This is a genomic window from Lampropedia hyalina DSM 16112 (genome assembly GCF_900129055.1).
Taxonomy (GTDB): Bacteria; Pseudomonadota; Gammaproteobacteria; order Burkholderiales; family Burkholderiaceae_C; genus Lampropedia; species Lampropedia hyalina.
In genome coordinates this window covers 1-18,691 of the sequence record NZ_FQUZ01000014.1, presented here as the reverse complement: position 1 = coordinate 18,691, position 18,691 = coordinate 1, and the positions used below count along the sequence as shown (strand labels likewise).

Here is an 18,691-nt window from a genome sequence, read left to right as displayed (position 1 = left end):
ATGCAGGTTCTCGTCCTCGGCGCAGGCGCGTGGGGCACTGCCGTGGCACTGGCGGCCTGTCGCCACCCAGCGGCTCACCAGGTCACGCTCTGGGCGCGCAACCCGGCGCAGGCCGATGCCATGCGCCAGCAGCGCAGCAACACCCAGTACCTGCCGGGCATTGCCCTGCCCGATACCCTGCATCTGGTCAGCGGTGCCATCGCCCCATTGCTGAGCACGGCCGATCTGGTCATCCTCGCCACCCCGGTCAGTGCACTGCGTGCCATGCTCACCACCTTGCGAACCGCCCCGACCCTGCCACCGCACTGCCCGGTGGTCTGGCTGTGCAAGGGCGTGGAGCCGCCTGCGGGCGATCATCCCGTCATCACCGGTCTGTTGCCGCACGAGGTGCAGGCACAGGTCGCACCCGGACTGCGCACCGGCGTGCTCAGCGGCCCCAGCTTCGCGCTGGAAGTGGCGCAGGACAAACCCACCGCGCTGGTGGCCGCCTCGCCACACCCTGCCGTGCAGCAGGCATTGCTGGCAGCCTTCCACAGCGGCACGGTGCGCATCTATGCGAACGAAGACAGCATCGGCGTGGAACTGGGCGGTGCGGTGAAGAATGTGCTGGCGATCGCCACCGGCTTCTGCGATGGGCTGGAACTGGGGCTGAACGCACGCGCCGCGCTGGTGACACGTGGTCTGGCCGAAATGACCCGGCTGGGCGTGGCCTTGGGTGCGAAGCCAGAGACCTTCATGGGCATGGCCGGTGTGGGCGATCTGGTGCTCACCGCCACCGGCAACCTCTCACGCAACCGCAAGGTGGGACTGCTGCTGGCGCAGGGGCTGACGCTGCCGCAAATCCTGTCCTCGCTGGGCCATGTGGCCGAAGGCGTGTACTGCGCCCGGGCCGTGCTGCAACGTGCCACCCAGGCGGGCGTGGAAATGCCCATCACCCAGGGCGTGGTGCAACTGCTGGACGGACAGGCCAGCCCCGCCCGCATCGTGCAGGAGCTGCTGGCACGCGAACCGGCGCAGGAGTGAGGACAGTGGAGCAGTAAAATGCCCAGCGGCCTTTTCGGGCCTGTTCCTGTTCAACCCAGCCTTTCAGACATCCAGACGGAGAACCCTTCATGCCTGCCATTCCTTCCTTTGCCGCCATGCCCGATGAAAACGGTTTCTTCGGGGCGTATGGCGGGCAGTTCGTGCCACCGCACCTGAAGCAGATCATGGATGGCATCAATGCGGCCTATGACGAAATCCGCCAGCGCGAGGACTTTCAGCAGGAGCTGGCCAGCCTGTTTGCCGATTATGTGGGGCGACCCAGCCCGATCTTCCATGCGCGGCGGCTGTCCGAGCAACTGGGCGGTGCGCAAATCCACCTCAAGCGCGAAGACCTGAATCACACCGGCGCGCACAAGATCAACCACTGCCTGGGCGAGGCATTGCTGGCACGCTTCATGGGCAAGAAGCGGGTGATTGCCGAAACCGGCGCGGGCCAGCACGGCGTGGCACTGGCCACGGCCTGCGCGCTGGTGGGCATTCCCTGCGAAATTCACATGGGGCAGGTGGACATCGAGAAAGAACACCCCAACGTCACGAAGATGAAAATCCTCGGCTGCAAGCTGGTGGCCGTCACGCGCGGCGCGGCCACGCTGAAGGAAGCCGTGGACAGCGCGTTCGAGGAATACCTGAAAGACCCCGAAGGCACCATCTACGCAATCGGCTCGGTGGTCGGGCCACACCCTTTCCCACGCATGGTGCGCGACTTCCAGTCCATCATCGGACGCGAGGCGCGGGCGCAGTTCCAGCAGAAGCACCAGCGTCTGCCCGACTATGTGACCGCCTGCGTGGGCGGTGGCTCCAATGCCATCGGCATGTTCACCGCCTTCCTGGAAGACGAAGCCGTGCATCTGGTCGGCGTGGAGCCTGCTGGCGAAGGGCTGGAGAAGCCTGGCCGCCACTCGGCAACCCTCAGCAAGGGCCATCCCGGCCAGTTGCACGGCATGGCTTGCTATGTGCTGGAAGATGCGCAGGGCCAGCCCGCTGCCGTGCACTCCATCGCCTCCGGGCTGGACTACCCCGGCGTGGGGCCGCAACACAGCTACCTGAAGGACACGGGCCGCGTGCAGTACGACGTGGCCAGCGATGCGGAAACCCTCGATGCTTTCATTACCCTCTCGCGCGTGGAAGGCATCATCCCGGCATTGGAAAGTGCCCACGCCGTGGCCTGGGCCATCCGCACCGCGCCTACCCTGTCGGCCAACCAGCACATTCTGGTGAACCTCTCTGGGCGCGGTGACAAGGATGCCGATTATGTGGCCGCCCGGCTGGGGCTTTGAGCCAGTCCCGCACCCCCTTGAGCGGCCATGCTGAACTACACGTTCCCGATTCTGCTGATCGTGCTGCTGGGGGTCTGGGCGCGCCACTCGCCGCGCACCCCGCCCGGTTTCTTTGCAGCCATCGAGTGGTTCGCGTTCTACATTGCCTTCCCGGCCCTGCTGTTCGCCAGCACCGCGCAACTGACCTTCGCCGCCGGGGATTTGCAGTTGCTGGTGCAGGCCACCCTGCTGCCCACGCTGGGCATGGTGGCCCTGTTGTTGCTGGGCCTGCGCCTGGCCACGCGCCTGCCCGACCCCAGCCGCTCCTCGCTGATTCAAGGTTGCGTGCGTCCCAGCACCTACTTCGGGCTGGCGGTGGCCACCTTGCTGTTTCCGCCCGACATCGCCGCCCTGGTCATGCTGGCATTGGCCATCTGCCTGCCGCTGGTGAATGTGGTGGCGGTAGTGGCACTGGCATGGTGGGGCGGCCAGTCGCTGGGAGCCTGGCAGGTGCTGCGCAAGGTGCTGGAGAACCCCATCATTCTGGCCACCGCCGCCGGTGCGCTGGTGAATGTGCTGGACTGGCCGCTGCCGCTGTTTCTGCTCAACACCCTGCACATCGTGGGAGATGCCGCGCTGGTGCTGGGCCTGATGAGCGTGGGCGGCGGGCTGGTGTTCAACCTGGCGCAATCCCCTCCCCGGCTACTGGCTCTGACGGCCACACTCAAGCTGCTGGCCCTGCCACTGCTCACGCTGCTGCTGTGCCGCTGGCTGGATGCCAGTCCAGCCGTCACGCTGGCTGCCTGTTTCTACAGCGGGCTGCCTACCGCGCCCAATGGCTACATCATGGCGCGGCAAATGGGCGGTGACGCACCGCTGATGGCCGCCCAGATCACCCTGCAAACACTGCTGGCCATGCTGACCGTGCCGCTGCTTCAGTGGGTCTTGCAGGCGGTGTGGCCCGCCTGACCATCACCACGGCGGGCTGTCGTTATCCGCCTCGGCAACAGGCTCTTGCTGCGGGCGGGAAGCGGGTGCTGATACTGGTGCAGGCGGAGCCTTCGCCGCTGCCCCTGGCCCGCCCACACCGTCCATGTAGCCCCCCAGACTTTCCACCAGTTCCGGCAGCAGCAGGGCCAGCTCGCCGGTGGTGATGGCGACATCGGCATCGAACTGTTCGTCGGTTTCGGTTTTTTCGGAGAAAACCGCTTCGGCGAATGTCAGTTTCTTGATCTGCAAGGCTTCGCTCAGCACAAAAAAGGCACGGTCGCCCCAGGCCAGTGCCAGCCGCGTGGGCCGCTTGCCTTTCTCGATGTGCTGACGGATTTCGTCGATCTCCAGCGCGTGGCGGGCATAGCGCACCACCGCACGGGTGTCGTCAGTGGCCTTGAGTTCGCACTCGTCGCCCAGTGCAAACCCCGCCGGAGCCTGTTGCTCGGCCAGCCACTGCGCCATGGCCGTGCCGGGGGCTTCCTGGGTTTGCAGCAGGCGCGGAGCCAGACCGGGCAGATGCTCGACCAGCGCGGTGATGATCTCGTCACCACGCCCCTGGGCACTGGCATCGATCACCAGCCAGCCATTGAGCCGATCCAGCCACACCCAGTTGCCCTGGGTCTTGGTGAAGGCCAGCGGCAGCAGGTCGAGGCGGGCCTCGTCCTTCAGGCTCTGGCGTTCCTTCTTGCCGGGCTTGCGGCCCGTCTCCTGCTCAATGGCCTGCACCTTCTCATCGACATGCGCCTGCACCACCGAGGCGGGCAGAATCTTGCTCTGCGTGACAAAACGCAGCATCCACTGGCCATGGATCGATTCGACCAACGGGCCATGCTCCTGTCCGCGCGGGGCAACCCAGCCGGACGATTTGTCCTGGGTCTTGCCACAGGGCGCAAAAGGCATCTGCGCCAGGGCCTGCTCGGCAGCGGTCAGGTCGGCGGCGAAATCATCATTCAATCGGTAAATCAGCAGGTTCTTGAACAAGGCAAATCCTTTGGGGCATCGTGCAAAGCAGCCGATTCTATGCCGCAGCCACTGCCACCGACAGCGGAATGTTTGCGCACGTTGGGGCAGAACACGCACAGGCCTGGGCACAGCGCATTCTAAAATCGGCCATCCCCAACAACCTGAACCCACTCTGCCATGTCCGAATCCACACCATCTACCCTGCACGTCATCGAGCATCCGCTGGTGCAGCACAAGCTGACCCTGATGCGCAACAAGAACACCAGCACCAACGGCTTTCGCCGCCTGCTCAACGAGTTGAGCACGCTGATGGCCTATGAAGTGACCCGCGACATGCCGGTGCAACTGGTGGAAATCGAAACCCCGATGGAAACCATGCAGGCCCCGATGATCGACGGCAAGAAGCTCGTGCTGGTATCGATTCTGCGCGCCGGTGGCGGCATTCTGGACGGCGTGCTGAACATCGTGCCCGGCGCACGGGTCGGCCACATCGGCCTGTACCGCGACCCGGACACACTGCAAGCCGTGGAATACTATTTCAAGATGCCATCCGAAGTGGCCGAACGCGACCTCATCGTCGTCGATCCCATGCTGGCCACCGGCAACTCGGCCGTGGCCGCCCTCACCAAGCTCAAGCAGTTGCAGCCACGCTCCATCAAGTTCCTGTGCCTGCTGGCCGCCCCGCAGGGCGTGGCCACCCTGCAACAGGCACACCCGGACGTACACATCTACACCGCCGCACTGGATCGGGAACTGGACAACCACGGCTACATCCTGCCCGGTCTGGGCGATGCAGGCGACCGCATTTTCGGCACGAAATAACGCTGTACCACTGACAGTAGAAAAGTACGACGTGAATACGGCGGGAGATATTCTCACAGCAATACATTGCCATCGCGCTGGAAAAATCTCCCGCCTTTGGGCAAAGATGAGACAGCAATCCTGCACACCGGCATTCAACGGCAGGCAATCAAGGTGCAGCACCTGAATCGGCAAATCGCCCAGAAAAATACAGAGCCGAATATTTCTAAATATCGCATTAAGAAAAATTAATTCACATTAAAAAATATCAGAAAGGCATGCGTTCCTTCATCCATCGTCAATATCCGATTGCGATTGCGAGCTGAATCCACCGCAAACCAACCAATAAGAACGTGTTCACGATCTTAGGAGCATGCGGTTCAGTCAAAAAAAAGCACCCGTCATTCCGGCGAAAGCGGCAATCCAGTAGCGAGCTATCCCATTGAGAGACGGGGTGTTCTTTTGATACGTCATCACTGGATTGCGGGTCAAGCCCGCAATGACGGTGCTACTTGTACGGCATCGCCATGAGATCGTAAACACGCTCCAAGGCATTCCGGTTTTTGCGCATCACCTGATGGCGGACATACCGCCACGCACCATCAGGTGTAGCAGGAAGCCAGGCGCAGTTCTTCCAGTGCGTCGGCATCCAGTTCCAGCCGGGCTGCCGCCACCAGATCGGGCAGTTGGGCGGTGCGGCTGGCACTGACGATGGGCGAGGTTACGCCCGGCTGTGCCATCAGCCAGGCCAGCGCGACAGTCGCCGGGGTGCTGGCATAGCGTTCGGCAACAATATCGAGTTTGTCCAGAATGAGCAGGCCACGCGGGTTGAGGTATTTTTCCACCACGCTGGCCCCGCGTGTGCTCTGCCCCACGTCTTCGGGCTTGCGGTATTTGCCAGTCAGGAAACCCGCCGCCAGTGCGTAGTAACTGCTCACGCCCAACTGGTGCTGCTGCACCACCGGCAACAGTTCCTGCTCGAATTCGGCGCGGTCGTACAGGTTGTAGAGGGGTTGCAGCACCTCGTAGCGGGCCAGGCCGTTGTCGGTACTGATGCGCAATGCCTCCTGCAAACGCGCCGCGCTGTAGTTGGAAGCCCCGATGGCACGCACCTTGCCGGCCTTGACCAGCGCATCGAACGCACCCAACGTATCTTCCAGCGGGGTTTCGGCATCGTCCAGGTGGGCGTAGTAAAGGTCGATGTAGTCGGTTTGCAGGCGTTGCAGCGAAGCATCCACGGCCTCGCGGATGTACTCGGGACGCAAGCCCTTGCGGCCCTCGCCCATGCTCATGCCCACCTTGGTGGCGATGACGACCTGTTCACGCTTGCCGCTTTGCTGCAACCAGCGGCCCAGCAGGGTTTCGGACTCGCCACCGCTGTTGCCGTCTGCCCAGCGGGAATACACATCGGCGGTGTCGATGAAGTTGAAGCCCTCTGCCACCCAGGCATCCAGCAGGGCCAGTGAATGGGCTTCATCGGCAGTCCAGCCCAGGACATTGCCGCCAAATGACAGCGGCGAAACCTGTAGTCCGGAGCGTCCGAGTTCGCGGTAATGGATCGTCATGAAAGTCCTCCAGCAGTGGTGGTAATGGGATTGCGGAACCCGGATAGTAGGGGAAATCAGTGGTTTTGCGCAATCGCAGCATCAAGACCATGGAGCAGGTGCGTGGCCATCGAGGCCCGGGCCAGACTGGCATCGTGCTGCTCCAGTGCCTGCATGATCTGGCGGTGCTCGACCAGGGACTCCTCAATGCGCCCCTTGCGAAACAAGGAGTTATGGCGATTGAGCTTCATGACCTTGCGCAGATCGGTGACGATCTGCTGCCGCCAGCGATTGCCGGCCATCTCCACCAGCCGCCGGTGAAACAGCTCATTGGCACGAAAGTAATGCTCGCGGTCGGCGGTGGACTGCTCCAGCATGTCGTGAATGCCCTTCAACTCCGCCCATTCTTCGGGCGTGGCCGTTTCCGCCACCTGGGCAGCCGCATCGGCTTCCAGCAGGCTCAGCATCTGGTACACGCCGCGCAGATCGTCCTCGTCCACCTCGGTGACATAGGCTCCCCGGCGCACCTTCATGGTCACCAGCCCTTCGGCGGCAAGCACCTTGAGGGCTTCGCGCAGGGGCGTGCGGCTGATGCCCAGCTCCTGGGCAATGGCCACCTCGTCGATCCAGTCTCCCGGCTGGAGCTGGTTGGCAAAAATGCGCTGGCGCAATGACTCTGCCACATCTTCGTAAAGAGCGCGACGCGAAAAGGAAACCGATGCAGCAGGCATGAAACACAATCCTCAGGAGAAAACAAGAGCAGATTAATAATGCAGGATTATTAATCCATAATTATAAATAAGGTAAACTTTCGGGAGACGGACGGTCAGGCACTGTGCCCTGTCCAGACTGGCCACGAGACAGTCCGGCATCATTTTGCGTGAAAGAACCCAACCCATGAGCCAAGCACCCGAATTCAAGTCCTCCACCCTGGCCGACTGGCAAAAGGCCGCCAACAAGACCGCTCCCGGCAACGATGTCGATAATCTGAACTGGCTCACGCCCGACGGCATTGTCGTAAAGCCCCTTTACACCGCAGAAGATATTCAGGGTTTACCCTATACCAATACCCTTCCCGGACTGGAACCCTTTATCCGTGGCCCACAGGCCACCATGTACGCAGGCCGTCCGTGGACCATTCGCCAGTATGCCGGTTTTTCCACTGCGGAAGAATCGAATGCCTTCTACCGCAAGGCCTTGGCGGCAGGCGGTCAGGGCGTTTCCGTGGCCTTCGATCTGGCCACGCACCGAGGCTATGACAGCGACCATCCGCGCGTGACCGGCGACGTGGGCAAGGCCGGTGTGGCCATCGATTCCGTGGAAGACATGAAAATCCTGTTCGACGGCATCCCGCTGGACAAGGTATCGGTTTCCATGACCATGAACGGCGCAGTGCTGCCGATTCTGGCCGGTTACGTCATTGCCGCCGAAGAACAGGGCGTGAGCCAGGACAAGCTGGCCGGAACCATTCAGAACGATATTCTGAAGGAGTTCATGGTGCGCAATACCTATATCTATCCGCCCAAGCCATCGATGCGCATCATTGGCGACATCATCGAGTACACCTCGCAGCACATGCCGAAGTTCAACTCGATTTCCATCTCCGGCTACCACATCCAGGAAGCGGGCGCGAACCAGTCGCTCGAACTCGCATTCACGCTGGCCGACGGCAAGGAATACGTCAAGACCGCGCTGGCCAAGGGCATGGACGTGGATGCCTTCGCCGGTCGCCTGTCGTTCTTCTGGGCGATTGGCATGAACTTCTACCTGGAAATCGCCAAGATGCGCGCAGGCCGCCTGCTGTGGACACGCATCATGAAAGAGTTCAACCCCAAGAACCCCAAGAGCCTGATGCTGCGCACACACTGTCAGACTTCCGGCTGGTCGCTGACCGAGCAAGACCCATACAACAACGTGGTGCGCACCACCATCGAAGCGATGGCTGCCGTGTTCGGCGGCACGCAGTCGCTGCACACCAACGCGCTGGACGAAGCGATTGCCCTGCCCACCGAGTTCTCGGCGCGCATTGCCCGCAACACCCAGCTCATCATTCAGGAAGAAACGCACATTACCAGCGTGGTCGATCCCTGGGCCGGCAGCTACCTGATCGAAAAGCTCACACAGGACATGGCCGATACCGCCTGGAAGCTGATTCAGGAAGTCGAGGAAATGGGCGGCATGACCCAGGCCGTCGATTCCGGCTGGGCCAAGCTGAAGATCGAAGCCGCTGCGGCCGAGAAGCAGGCACGCATCGACTCCGGCAAGGATGTGATCGTCGGCGTGAACAAGTACAAGCTCGCCAAGGAAGACCCCATCGACATCCTGGACGTGGACAACGTCAAGGTGCGCGATGGCCAGATCGCCCGCCTGAACAAGATCAAGGCCACCCGTGACGCAGCAGCCGTGCAGGCTGCACTGGATGCCTTGACGGCTGCCGCAGAAAGCGGTGAAGGCAACCTGCTCGACCTGTCCATCAAGGCCATCCGCCTGCGCGCGACAGTGGGCGAAGTTTCCGATGCACTGGAGAAGATTTTCGGCCGCCACCGCGCCGATGTACAGAAGGTGACTGGTGTGTACGCTGCTGCTTACGATTCCGCCGAAGGCTGGGAAAAACTCAAACAGGAAATCGGCCAGTTCGCCGAAGAACAGGGCCGCCGCCCACGCGTGATGATCGCCAAGCTCGGTCAGGACGGCCACGACCGGGGCGCGAAGGTCGTCGCCACCGCCTTTGCCGACCTGGGCTACGACGTGGACATGGGGCCACTGTTCCAGACTCCGGAAGAATGTGCCCGCCAGGCCATCGAGAACGACGTGCATGCCGTGGGCGTTTCCACACTGGCCGCCGGCCACAAGACGCTGATTCCCGCCATCATTCAGGAACTGCGCAAACAGGGCGCAGACGACATCATCGTCTTCGCCGGTGGCGTGATTCCGGCCCAGGACTACGACTTCCTCTACGAAGCCGGAGTGAAAGGCGTGTACGGCCCCGGCACCCCGATTCCGGCCAGTGCCAAGGACGTGCTGGAGCAGATTCGCAAGGCGGTGCAGGCCTGAGTGGTGGAAGGTACGTTGCGCATGACGAACCTTCTGCAAGGCATTGTCGAAGGCAACCCGCTGGTACAGCGGCGTGCCATTGCCAAGGCCATCACCCTGCTGGAATCCACCCGCACCGACCACCGTGCCCAGGGCGACGAACTGCTCACGCAGTTGCTGCCACACAGCGGCAAGTCATTCCGGCTGGGCATCAGCGGAGTGCCGGGCGTGGGCAAATCCACGTTCATCGAGACGCTGGGCCTGTATCTGCTCGAACAGGGCCACCGCGTGGCGGTGCTGACCATCGACCCTTCGTCCAGCGTCACGGGCGGCTCCATCCTGGGCGACAAGACCCGCATGGAGCAGCTTTCCGTGCAGGAAAACGCCTACATCCGCCCCAGCCCATCGGGTGGCAACCTGGGCGGCGTGGCCGAAAAAACCCGCGAGGCCATGCTGGTGTGCGAAGCCGCTGGCTATGACGTGGTCATCGTCGAGACCGTGGGCGTGGGCCAGAGCGAAACTGCCGCCTGGGGCATGACCGACATGTTCGTGCTGCTGCAACTGCCCAATGCGGGCGACGACTTGCAGGCCATCAAGAAAGGCGTGATGGAGCTGGCCGATCTGGTGGTCATCAACAAGGCCGACATCGACCCCCGCGCCGCCACCCGTGCGCAGGCCCAGATCACCTCCTCGCTGCGCCTGCTGGCCATGCACGGCACCGCCGAGCAGCACGACGGGCGGCACTGGTTGCCCCAGGTCATCCAGATCAGCGCGCTGGAAGGCACGGGCGTGGACGAATTCTGGAACACCGTTCTGGCCTACCGGCAACTGCAAAGCGGCAACGGGCAACTGGACAAACGCCGCCAGCGGCAGGCCATGACCTGGATGTGGGAACGCATCGAGGCCGGGCTGAAGCAGGCGTTTCGCCAGCAGCCCGTGGTGCAGACGCTGCTGCCGCACATCCAGCAGCAGGTGTTGCAGGGGCAACTGGCGGCTTCCACGGCCGCACGGCAACTGCTGCAAGCCTATGCCGACAGCGGCACACCGCCAGCCACGGCACAGCCCGGGAGCCACGGGCAGGCCTGAGAGAACCAAGCACCGGCTACAGCCACACCGTCACAGGATGGCCGAGCCGAAACCCATTTCGATTTTTCAAAAAAGGTGGAGCAATGCAAGACATCGTTGAGCAACTGAGAGCAAAACGCGCACTGGCGCGACTGGGTGGTGGGCAAAAGCGCATCGACTCACAGCATTCCAAGGGCAAGCTGACCGCGCGCGAGCGCATCGAACTGCTGCTGGATGAAGGCACGTTCGAGGAATGGGACATGTTCGTCGAGCACCGCTGTGCGGACTTCGGCATGCAGGACAACAAGATTCCCGGCGACGGCGTGGTGACAGGCTACGGCATGATCAATGGCCGTCTGGTATTCGTGTTCAGCCAGGACTTCACCGTCTTCGGCGGCGCGCTGTCCGAAGCCCATGCCGAGAAAATCGTCAAGGTCATGGAACAGGCCATGAAGGTCGGTGCCCCCGTGATCGGCCTGAACGACTCCGGCGGTGCCCGCATTCAGGAAGGCGTGGCCTCCCTGGGTGGCTATGCCGATGTGTTCCAGCAGAACGTGCTGGCCTCCGGCGTGATTCCGCAGATCAGCGTCATCATGGGGCCTTGTGCCGGTGGTGCGGTGTACTCGCCCGCCATGACCGATTTCATCTTCATGGTCAAGGATTCGAGCTACATGTTCGTGACCGGCCCTGAAGTGGTCAAGACCGTCACCCACGAAGAAGTGACCGCCGAGGAACTGGGCGGAGCCGTGACCCACAGCAGTCGCAGTGGCGTGTCCGATCTGGCTTTCGAGAACGATGTCGAAGCCCTGATGATGGTGCGCCGCCTGTATAACTACCTGCCGCTCTCCAACCGCGAGAAGCCACCGGTGCGCCCCACCAACGACCCGGCCGACCGTCAGGATTACAGTCTGGATACATTGGTTCCGTCCAACCCCAACCAGCCTTACGACATCAAGGAACTGATTCTGAAGGTCGTGGACAACGACGACTTCTTCGAGCTGCAACCCGAGTACGCCAAGAACATCGTCATCGGTCTGGCCCGCATGAACGGCGAAACCGTGGGCATCGTGGCCAACCAGCCGCTGGTGCTGGCCGGTTGCCTGGACATCAAAAGCTCCATCAAGGCAGCGCGTTTCGTGCGCTTCTGCGATGCGTTCAACATCCCGATCGTCACCTTTGTGGACGTGCCCGGCTTCATGCCCGGCACAGCACAGGAATACGGCGGCATCATCAAGCACGGTGCCAAGCTGCTGTACGCCTACGCCGAAGCCACTGTGCCGAAAATCACCGTCATCACCCGCAAGGCCTACGGCGGCGCGTATGACGTGATGGCCTCCAAGCACCTGCGCGGCGACGTGAACCTGTCGTGGCCCAATGCGGAAATCGCCGTGATGGGAGCCAAGGGCGCGGTGGAAATCATCTTCCGCCAGGACAAGAACGACCCGGAAAAACTCTCTGCCCGCGAAGCCGAATACAAGGAGCGTTTCGCCAATCCGTTCGTGGCCGGTGCACGCGGCTTCATCGACGATGTCATCCATCCGCACGAAACCCGCAAGCGCATCACCCGCAGCCTGACCATGCTGAAACAGAAGAAGCTGGAAAACCCCTGGCGCAAGCACGGAAACATCCCACTCTGATCGGCCAAGGAGAACCAGAAAATGACACTGTTTACCAAAATCCTGATTGCCAACCGTGGCGAAATCGCCTGCCGCGTCATCGCCACCGCCAAGAAGCTGGGCATTGCCACCGTGGCCGTACACTCCGAAGCCGACAAGGAAGCGCGCTTCGTCAAGCTCGCCGACGAGGCCGTGCTGATTGGCCCCGCGCCTTCGCGTGAATCCTACCTGGTGGCCGACAAGATCATTGCCGCTGCCAAGCAGACCGGCGCGCAGGCCATCCACCCTGGCTATGGCTTCCTCTCCGAAAACGAGGACTTCGCCCGCCGCGTGGAAGAAGAAGGCCTGGTCTTCATCGGCCCGAAATTCGAAGCCATCTCCAAGATGGGCGACAAGATCGCCTCCAAGAAGCTGGCCGCCGAAGCCCAGGTCAATACCATCCCCGGTTACAACGACCCGATCGACACGCCCGAACAGGCCGTGGAGATTGCCAAGGGCATTGGCTACCCGGTCATGATCAAGGCCTCCGCCGGTGGTGGTGGCAAGGGTCTGCGCGTGGCCTTCAACGACAAGGAAGCGCACGAAGGCTTTGCCTCCTGCCGCAACGAAGCGCGCAACAGCTTTGGCGACGACCGCGTGTTCATCGAGAAATTCGTCGAGCAACCACGCCACATTGAGATTCAAGTGCTGGGCGATGCGCACGGCAACGTCCTTTACCTGAACGAACGCGAATGCTCCATCCAGCGTCGCCACCAGAAGGTCATCGAGGAAGCACCATCGCCCTTCATCAGCGATGCCACCCGCAAGGCCATGGGCGAGCAGGCCGTGGCACTGGCCAAGGCCGTGGGCTACCAGTCCGCCGGTACCGTGGAATTCGTGGTCGGCAAGGACCAGGACTTCTACTTCCTCGAAATGAACACCCGCCTGCAAGTGGAGCACCCGGTCACCGAGTGCATCACCGGCCTTGATCTGGTCGAACAGATGATTCGCGTGGCCGCTGGCGAGAAGCTCACCTTCACCCAGGCCGACGTGAAGAAGGAAGGCTGGTCGATCGAGTGCCGCATCAACGCGGAAGACCCATTCCGCAACTTCCTGCCATCCACTGGCCGTCTGGTGCACTTCCAGACCCCGCAGGAAAGCATGTGGCAGGCCGACACCGAGCACCGCTATGGCGTGCGCGTCGATACCGGCGTGTATGAAGGCGGCGAAATCCCGATGTTCTACGACTCGATGATCGCCAAGCTCATCGTGCACGGCACCGACCGCAACGACGCGATTGCCAAGATGCGCGAAGCCCTCAACGGCTTCGTGATTCGCGGCATCAGCAGCAACATCCCATTCCAGGCCGCGCTGCTGTCGCACCCGGATTTTGTCTCCGGCAACTTCAACACCGGCTTCATCGCCCAGCACTACCCCGAAGGCTTCCATGCCAGCGACGTGCAGCACGACGACCCGGAATTCCTGATCGCGCTGGCTGCCTACACCACCCGCCGTTTCCGTGACCGCGCCAGCCGCATCTCCGGCCAGTTTGCCGGTCAGGAAGTGCGCGTGGGCAAGGACTTCGTGGTCATCCAGCTCGACGCAGTGGCCGGTGAACACGAGTATGTACCCGTCACCATCGAGAGCTTCGACCCGAATGGCAGCCGCAGCACCATCGTGGCCGGTGGCAAGCGGTACGAAATCAGCACCGATGTGCCACTGGGGCCGATTGCACTGACCGGCATCGTCAATGGCCAGCCCTTCACGGCACAGATCGAGCGCGGCGTGGACAAGAACCCGCTGTCGCACCGCATCCAGCACAACGGCAAGCAGATCGATGCCATGGTGCTGTCCAAGCGCGGCGCGGAACTGTACCGCCACATGCCCTTCAAGGCCCCGCCAGACCTCTCCAAGTTCCTGCTCTCGCCCATGCCCGGCCTGCTGGTGCAAGTGGCCGTGCAGGAAGGCCAGAAGGTACAGGCCGGTGAACGCCTGGCCGTGATCGAAGCCATGAAGATGGAGAACGTGCTGTTCGCCGCCCAGGATGGCGTGGTCGCCAAGGTCGTGGCGGCCAAGGGTGAATCGCTGGCCGTCGATCAGGTCATCATCGAATTCGCCTGACGAACTGCCACCGTGCCGCCGCGTTGATTCTGACAACAGCGGCGCACCATGCAAAAAATCTCAGAGTTTCAAGCTTCCTTGCTTTTACCACTGGCAGACCAGGCCCGCTCTTTGGCGGAAATGGTATCCAGTGGTTTTTTTCTGGCCTCTGCGCACGGCCCTCCCCTGTTCCATAATCAGTCATCCGATTGAAAAGAACCACCACATGACACTCGACATTCTCTCCCCCACTTTCACGGCCTCCGATGACCGTGCCACCACCGCGCAACCCCTGACCTTCCACCGCCCGGCTCGCAAACCCGCTCCACCGCCCAAGCCCCAGGCATGGACGATAGAGGCCATCCAGCAACTGCTGGACATGCCCTTCATGGACCTGCTCTACAAGGCACAGACCGTACACCGCCAGCACTGGCCCGAAGGCGACGTGGAACTGGCCACGCTGCTGTCCGTCAAGACCGGCGGCTGCCCGGAAAACTGTGGCTACTGCCCGCAATCGGCAGAATTCGACACCGGCGTGAAGGCGCAGAAACTCATGGCCGTGGACGAAGTTGTGGAAGCCGCCCAGGCTGCCAAGGATGCCGGGGCCACACGCTTTTGCATGGGTGCGGCATGGCGTGCACCCAAGGACCGCGACATCGAGAAAATGTCCGTGCTCATCGAAGCCGTCAAAGGGCTGGGCATGCAAACCTGCGCCACGCTGGGCATGTTGCAGCCGCACCAGGCCATGGCCCTGCGCGAAGCCGGGCTGGACTACTACAACCACAATCTGGACACCGCGCCGGAATACTACGAATCCGTGGTCGATACCCGCAACTACCAGGATCGCCTCGACACCCTCGCCAATGTGCGTGCGGCGGGCATCAGCGTCTGCTGCGGCGGCATCATCGGCATGGGCGAAGCTCCCGTGCACCGCGCCGGGCTGATTGCCCAGCTCGCCAACCTCGACCCCTACCCGGAATCCGTGCCCATCAACAGCCTCGTGCGCGTGCCCGGCACCCCGCTGGCCGACTCCGACCCGGTGGACCCGCTGGACTTCGTGCGCGTCATTGCCGTCGCCCGCATCACCATGCCCAGGGCGCGGGTGCGCCTGTCAGCCGGTCGCCAGCAAATGGGCGAAGCCGTGCAGACCCTGTGCTTCCTCGCCGGGGCCAACTCCATCTTCTACGGCGACAAACTGCTGGTCACCGGCAACCCCGAAGCCAACGACGATGCCACCCTGCTGGCCAAGCTCGGCATCAATGGCCGCCACACCACCGAAGTCCACACCGGCGACCACTCGCACCATTCGCACCACGGCTGACACCCCGCGCGCCACAAAAGGGCACACCCTGCCTTGAAACGGTGCCTTGCGGCCCGTCATGCCCGGCATCACGCTGTGACGGAATGGATGCTTGGCTCGCCTGAATGCAAGTGGTTTGACAGCCTTTCCACACAAAAAACCGGGTTTTTACGGATTGCCATATGAAATAAAATCAGGCACAGATATTGCTAAAGCTCATTTACTCATGATTTTTTCTTGGTCAGTGTGTAAAAAGGAGCTGAAATCCATGTCTGACGCAATCCACAGTATCGGCGAGGCCGTACCTACCCGCCGTGACTTTCTCTACCGTGTGGCCGCTCTGGGCGGCCTGGGGCTGGCCATGGCCACCATGGATGCCTGGGGCATGGGCAGTGCCTCGGGTGCAGACAGCCCGCCCCTGCTCAAGGGCAGTGGCAAAGGCAAGAAAGTGCTGATACTGGGCGCAGGCATTGCCGGCATGACCAGTGCCTACGAACTGCGCAAGATCGGCTACGAATGCGTGGTACTCGAAGCCCGCGACATTGCGGGGGGCCGCGCCCGCACCGCCCGCCGGGGCACCCGCAGCGAGGAAATCGGCAGTGGCAATGCCACCTGTGCCTTCGACGACCAGGACTTCTTCAACCTCGGGCCGATGCGCATCCCCTACCACCATCGTTCCACCCTGCACTACACCCGCGAATTCCAGATTCCCCTGGGCATCTTCGTCAATGACAACGACGCGGCCTACGTCTATCACGAGAACGCCGGAGCCTTGTCGGGCAAACGCTTCCGCCAGGGGGAAATCAAGGCCGATATGCGCGGCCACGTCAATGAACTCATCGCCAAGAGCATCCACACGGGCAAACTCGACGAAACACTCACCGCCGAAGACAAGGTGCTGCTGCTGGACTACCTCACCCACGAAGGCTATCTGCGTGCCGACGACCTGAAATACGTCGGCACCAATGGCCGGGGCTACAAGGTCAATCCCGGCGCAGGCATGGAACCCGGCCCCGGCGAAGCCTCCGACCCGCTGGGCTTCCAGGAAGTGCTCCAGTCCAAGCTGGGCAAGGTGTACCAGTCCGTGCAGAACTTCAACCAGCAGGTGACCATGTTCCACCCGCTCAAGGGCATGGACCAGATCGGCAATGCCTTCGTACAGCGGCTGGGCAACACCATCCGCTTCCACACCGAAGTGACCAAACTGCGCCAGGATGCCAACGGCGTGACCGCCACCATCAAGGACACCCACAACGGAACCACCGACACCGTGCAGGCCGACTTCTGCATCTGCACGATCCCGCTGTCGGTGCTGCGCCACATCGACACCGACTTTTCCGAACCGGTCAAGGCCGCCATCGCCTCGGTGGAATACGCCTCGGCCGGCAAGATCGGCATTCAGATGAAACGCCGCTTCTGGGAAGAAGACGATGCCATCTACGGCGGCCATGTGCGCACCGACATCAAAGGCATCGGCACCATCACCCTGCCCTCCAACAACTGGCAAGCCAAGAAAGGCGTGGTGCTGGGCTACTACAACTTCAGCAAGACAGCGGCGGAAGTAGGCGACAGCTCGCACCAGGAACGCACCGAACTGGCCGTCTCGGGCGGTCAGAAAATCTTCCCGCAGTACCGCGAAAACGTCGAAAGCAGCTTCTCGATTGCCTGGCAGAAAGTGCCCTACAGCCGGGGCGGCTGGGCCAACTGGACACCGGAAACCCGCAAAAGTGCCTACCCGCTGCTGCTGGAGCCGCAAGGCCGCGTCTTCCTGGCTGGCGAACACCTGAGCTACCAGACCGGCTGGATTTCCGGGGCCATCGAATCGGCCTGGCAACAAATCGGTAAACTGCACCAGCGCGCCACTGCCTCCTGAAGCACCCTCCATGAAGCCTGGGGCCGCCAGCCATCGCGCTCCTGCCCCGGTCTTCTCTCTCCCTTCGCAACAAAGGAACCACACCATGAGCAAAACCACCCCATTTTCAGGCCGCGTCTGGCTGGCCTCGGGCCTGCTGCTGCTGGCAGCCACCCAGGTACACGCCAGCGGCGTGGTGCGCCACGCATCGGCCAACGCCAACTCGCCCATCGCCGCAGCCACCCAGGTCGCCCCCGGCACCACCACCTTCTACCTGAGCGGCCAGGTTCCCGCCGTACAGAACGACAAGGCCGACCCCAACAGCGCAGAAGCGTTTGGTGACACCAAAACCCAGACCATCAGCGTCCTCAATAAGATCAAGGCCCAACTGGAATCCCACGGTCTGGCCCTGAACGACGTGGTGAAGGTACAGGTCTATCTGGTAGCCGACCCCAAGACCGGCAAAATGGACTTTGCCGGTTTCAGCGAAGGCTACGCCCAGTTCTTCGGTGGCGACCCACGCATCCTGAACGCACGCTCCACCATGCAGGTAGCCGGATTGGTCAATCCCGGCTGGCTGGTGGAAATCGAGGTGACTGCCGCCAAGGCATTGAAATAACCCCAACTGGCTCTTTCGGTCGGGAATTGGCCACAACAGCGTATGCCATGCTTGATCGTGAGGGCCAGCAACCCCATCTTATTTTGAAAAACTTTGACCATTGATCGGAAAGCGCGTCAAACCCCGTCCTTCAGGGCGGGGAAGGATAGCGCGTTACTGTCGGCGGCTCGATGCCGCAGACAGTGACTATAGATCCGGCCCATAAATAAAAAGAACTTATAGTCATCCACGTTGTCCTATGAGCATGGACAAAGATGACGCACGCCGACTCAGCCCGGCAGAGCAACATGAACGTCGCCGGCAGGTGATTCGTAGCTTCAAACGTGGCACCAACAAACGGCAAATTGGTCGAGATATTGGCCTGAGCTACTCGGCCGTGTGCACCACCATTGAACGCTACGAAACCGGTGGCGCAAAGTCCCTGGCCCCGCGCCAACGCGGGCGCAAGGTCGGCGAGCAGCGCAGCTTGAGTGCCCAGCAAGAGGCGCACCTCCAACGGCTGATTTGCGAGCGTCGGCCCGAGCAG

General features: G+C 62.1%; 15 protein-coding genes. 12 read left to right on the top strand and 3 right to left on the bottom strand.

The features are described from left to right. The 3 genes from BUE21_RS07145 (at position 1) to BUE21_RS07135 (ending at position 3,269) form a co-directional block, all read left to right on the top strand. The gene (locus BUE21_RS07145) at positions 1-1,023 is read left to right on the top strand and encodes an NAD(P)H-dependent glycerol-3-phosphate dehydrogenase (RefSeq protein ID WP_073356007.1); all 1,023 of its coding nucleotides are present in this window, start codon (positions 1-3) and stop codon (positions 1,021-1,023) included. A gap of 89 nt (positions 1,024-1,112) precedes the next feature. Further along, a complete protein-coding gene (trpB, locus tag BUE21_RS07140) occupies positions 1,113-2,321 on the top strand; it encodes a tryptophan synthase subunit beta (protein WP_073356006.1) in 1,209 nt (402 codons plus the stop codon). Positions 2,322-2,348: 27 nt separating this feature from the next. Next, on the top strand, positions 2,349-3,269 hold the full coding sequence (locus BUE21_RS07135) for an AEC family transporter (protein WP_073356005.1): 921 nt from the start codon (positions 2,349-2,351) through the stop codon (positions 3,267-3,269). 3 nt (positions 3,270-3,272) lie between these two features. On the opposite strand, the gene BUE21_RS07130 is transcribed toward BUE21_RS07135, so the two are convergent. Beyond that, positions 3,273-4,274, bottom strand: coding sequence for a recombination-associated protein RdgC (locus BUE21_RS07130; RefSeq protein ID WP_073356004.1), 1,002 nt, complete (start codon positions 4,272-4,274; stop codon positions 3,273-3,275). A 159-nt stretch (positions 4,275-4,433) separates the two neighbouring features. On the opposite strand from BUE21_RS07130, the gene upp reads away from it, so the two are divergent. Further along, positions 4,434-5,078: a uracil phosphoribosyltransferase gene (gene upp / locus BUE21_RS07125; RefSeq protein WP_073356003.1), complete on the top strand. Its 645-nt coding sequence runs from the start codon at positions 4,434-4,436 to the stop codon at positions 5,076-5,078. Positions 5,079-5,659: 581 nt separating this feature from the next. Here upp and BUE21_RS07120 read toward each other — a convergent pair. Then, a complete protein-coding gene (locus BUE21_RS07120; RefSeq protein WP_073356002.1) occupies positions 5,660-6,622 on the bottom strand; it encodes an aldo/keto reductase in 963 nt (320 codons plus the stop codon). Between the two features lie 56 nt (positions 6,623-6,678). Then, the gene (locus BUE21_RS07115; RefSeq protein ID WP_073356001.1) at positions 6,679-7,332 is read right to left on the bottom strand and encodes a GntR family transcriptional regulator; all 654 of its coding nucleotides are present in this window, start codon (positions 7,330-7,332) and stop codon (positions 6,679-6,681) included. A 166-nt stretch (positions 7,333-7,498) separates the two neighbouring features. Here BUE21_RS07115 and scpA point away from each other — a divergent pair, with 166 nt between their 5' ends. From scpA to BUE21_RS07075, 8 genes are all read left to right on the top strand, one after another. Then, a complete protein-coding gene (gene scpA / locus BUE21_RS07110; RefSeq protein ID WP_073356000.1) occupies positions 7,499-9,655 on the top strand; it encodes a methylmalonyl-CoA mutase in 2,157 nt (718 codons plus the stop codon). Positions 9,656-9,676: 21 nt separating this feature from the next. Beyond that, positions 9,677-10,720, top strand: coding sequence for a methylmalonyl Co-A mutase-associated GTPase MeaB (gene meaB / locus BUE21_RS07105; protein ID WP_073356051.1), 1,044 nt, complete (start codon positions 9,677-9,679; stop codon positions 10,718-10,720). Between the two features lie 83 nt (positions 10,721-10,803). Further along, on the top strand, positions 10,804-12,336 hold the full coding sequence (locus BUE21_RS07100; RefSeq protein ID WP_073355999.1) for an acyl-CoA carboxylase subunit beta: 1,533 nt from the start codon (positions 10,804-10,806) through the stop codon (positions 12,334-12,336). 27 nt (positions 12,337-12,363) lie between these two features. Next, on the top strand, positions 12,364-14,415 hold the full coding sequence (locus BUE21_RS07095) for an acetyl-CoA carboxylase biotin carboxylase subunit (protein ID WP_073356050.1): 2,052 nt from the start codon (positions 12,364-12,366) through the stop codon (positions 14,413-14,415). Between the two features lie 205 nt (positions 14,416-14,620). Further along, complete coding sequence (gene bioB, locus BUE21_RS07090) at positions 14,621-15,715, top strand: biotin synthase BioB (RefSeq protein WP_073355998.1); 1,095 nt, start codon at positions 14,621-14,623, stop codon at positions 15,713-15,715. A 247-nt stretch (positions 15,716-15,962) separates the two neighbouring features. Continuing rightward, entirely contained in the window at positions 15,963-17,567 is a 1,605-nt protein-coding gene (locus tag BUE21_RS07085) for a flavin monoamine oxidase family protein (RefSeq protein WP_073355997.1), read from the top strand. Positions 17,568-17,652: 85 nt separating this feature from the next. Next, positions 17,653-18,165, top strand: coding sequence for a RidA family protein (locus BUE21_RS07080; RefSeq protein WP_200796707.1), 513 nt, complete (start codon positions 17,653-17,655; stop codon positions 18,163-18,165). A gap of 244 nt (positions 18,166-18,409) precedes the next feature. Next, positions 18,410-18,691, top strand: a 282-nt coding sequence (locus BUE21_RS07075) for a helix-turn-helix domain-containing protein (protein ID WP_234971080.1), incomplete at its 3' end; no start/stop codon positions are given.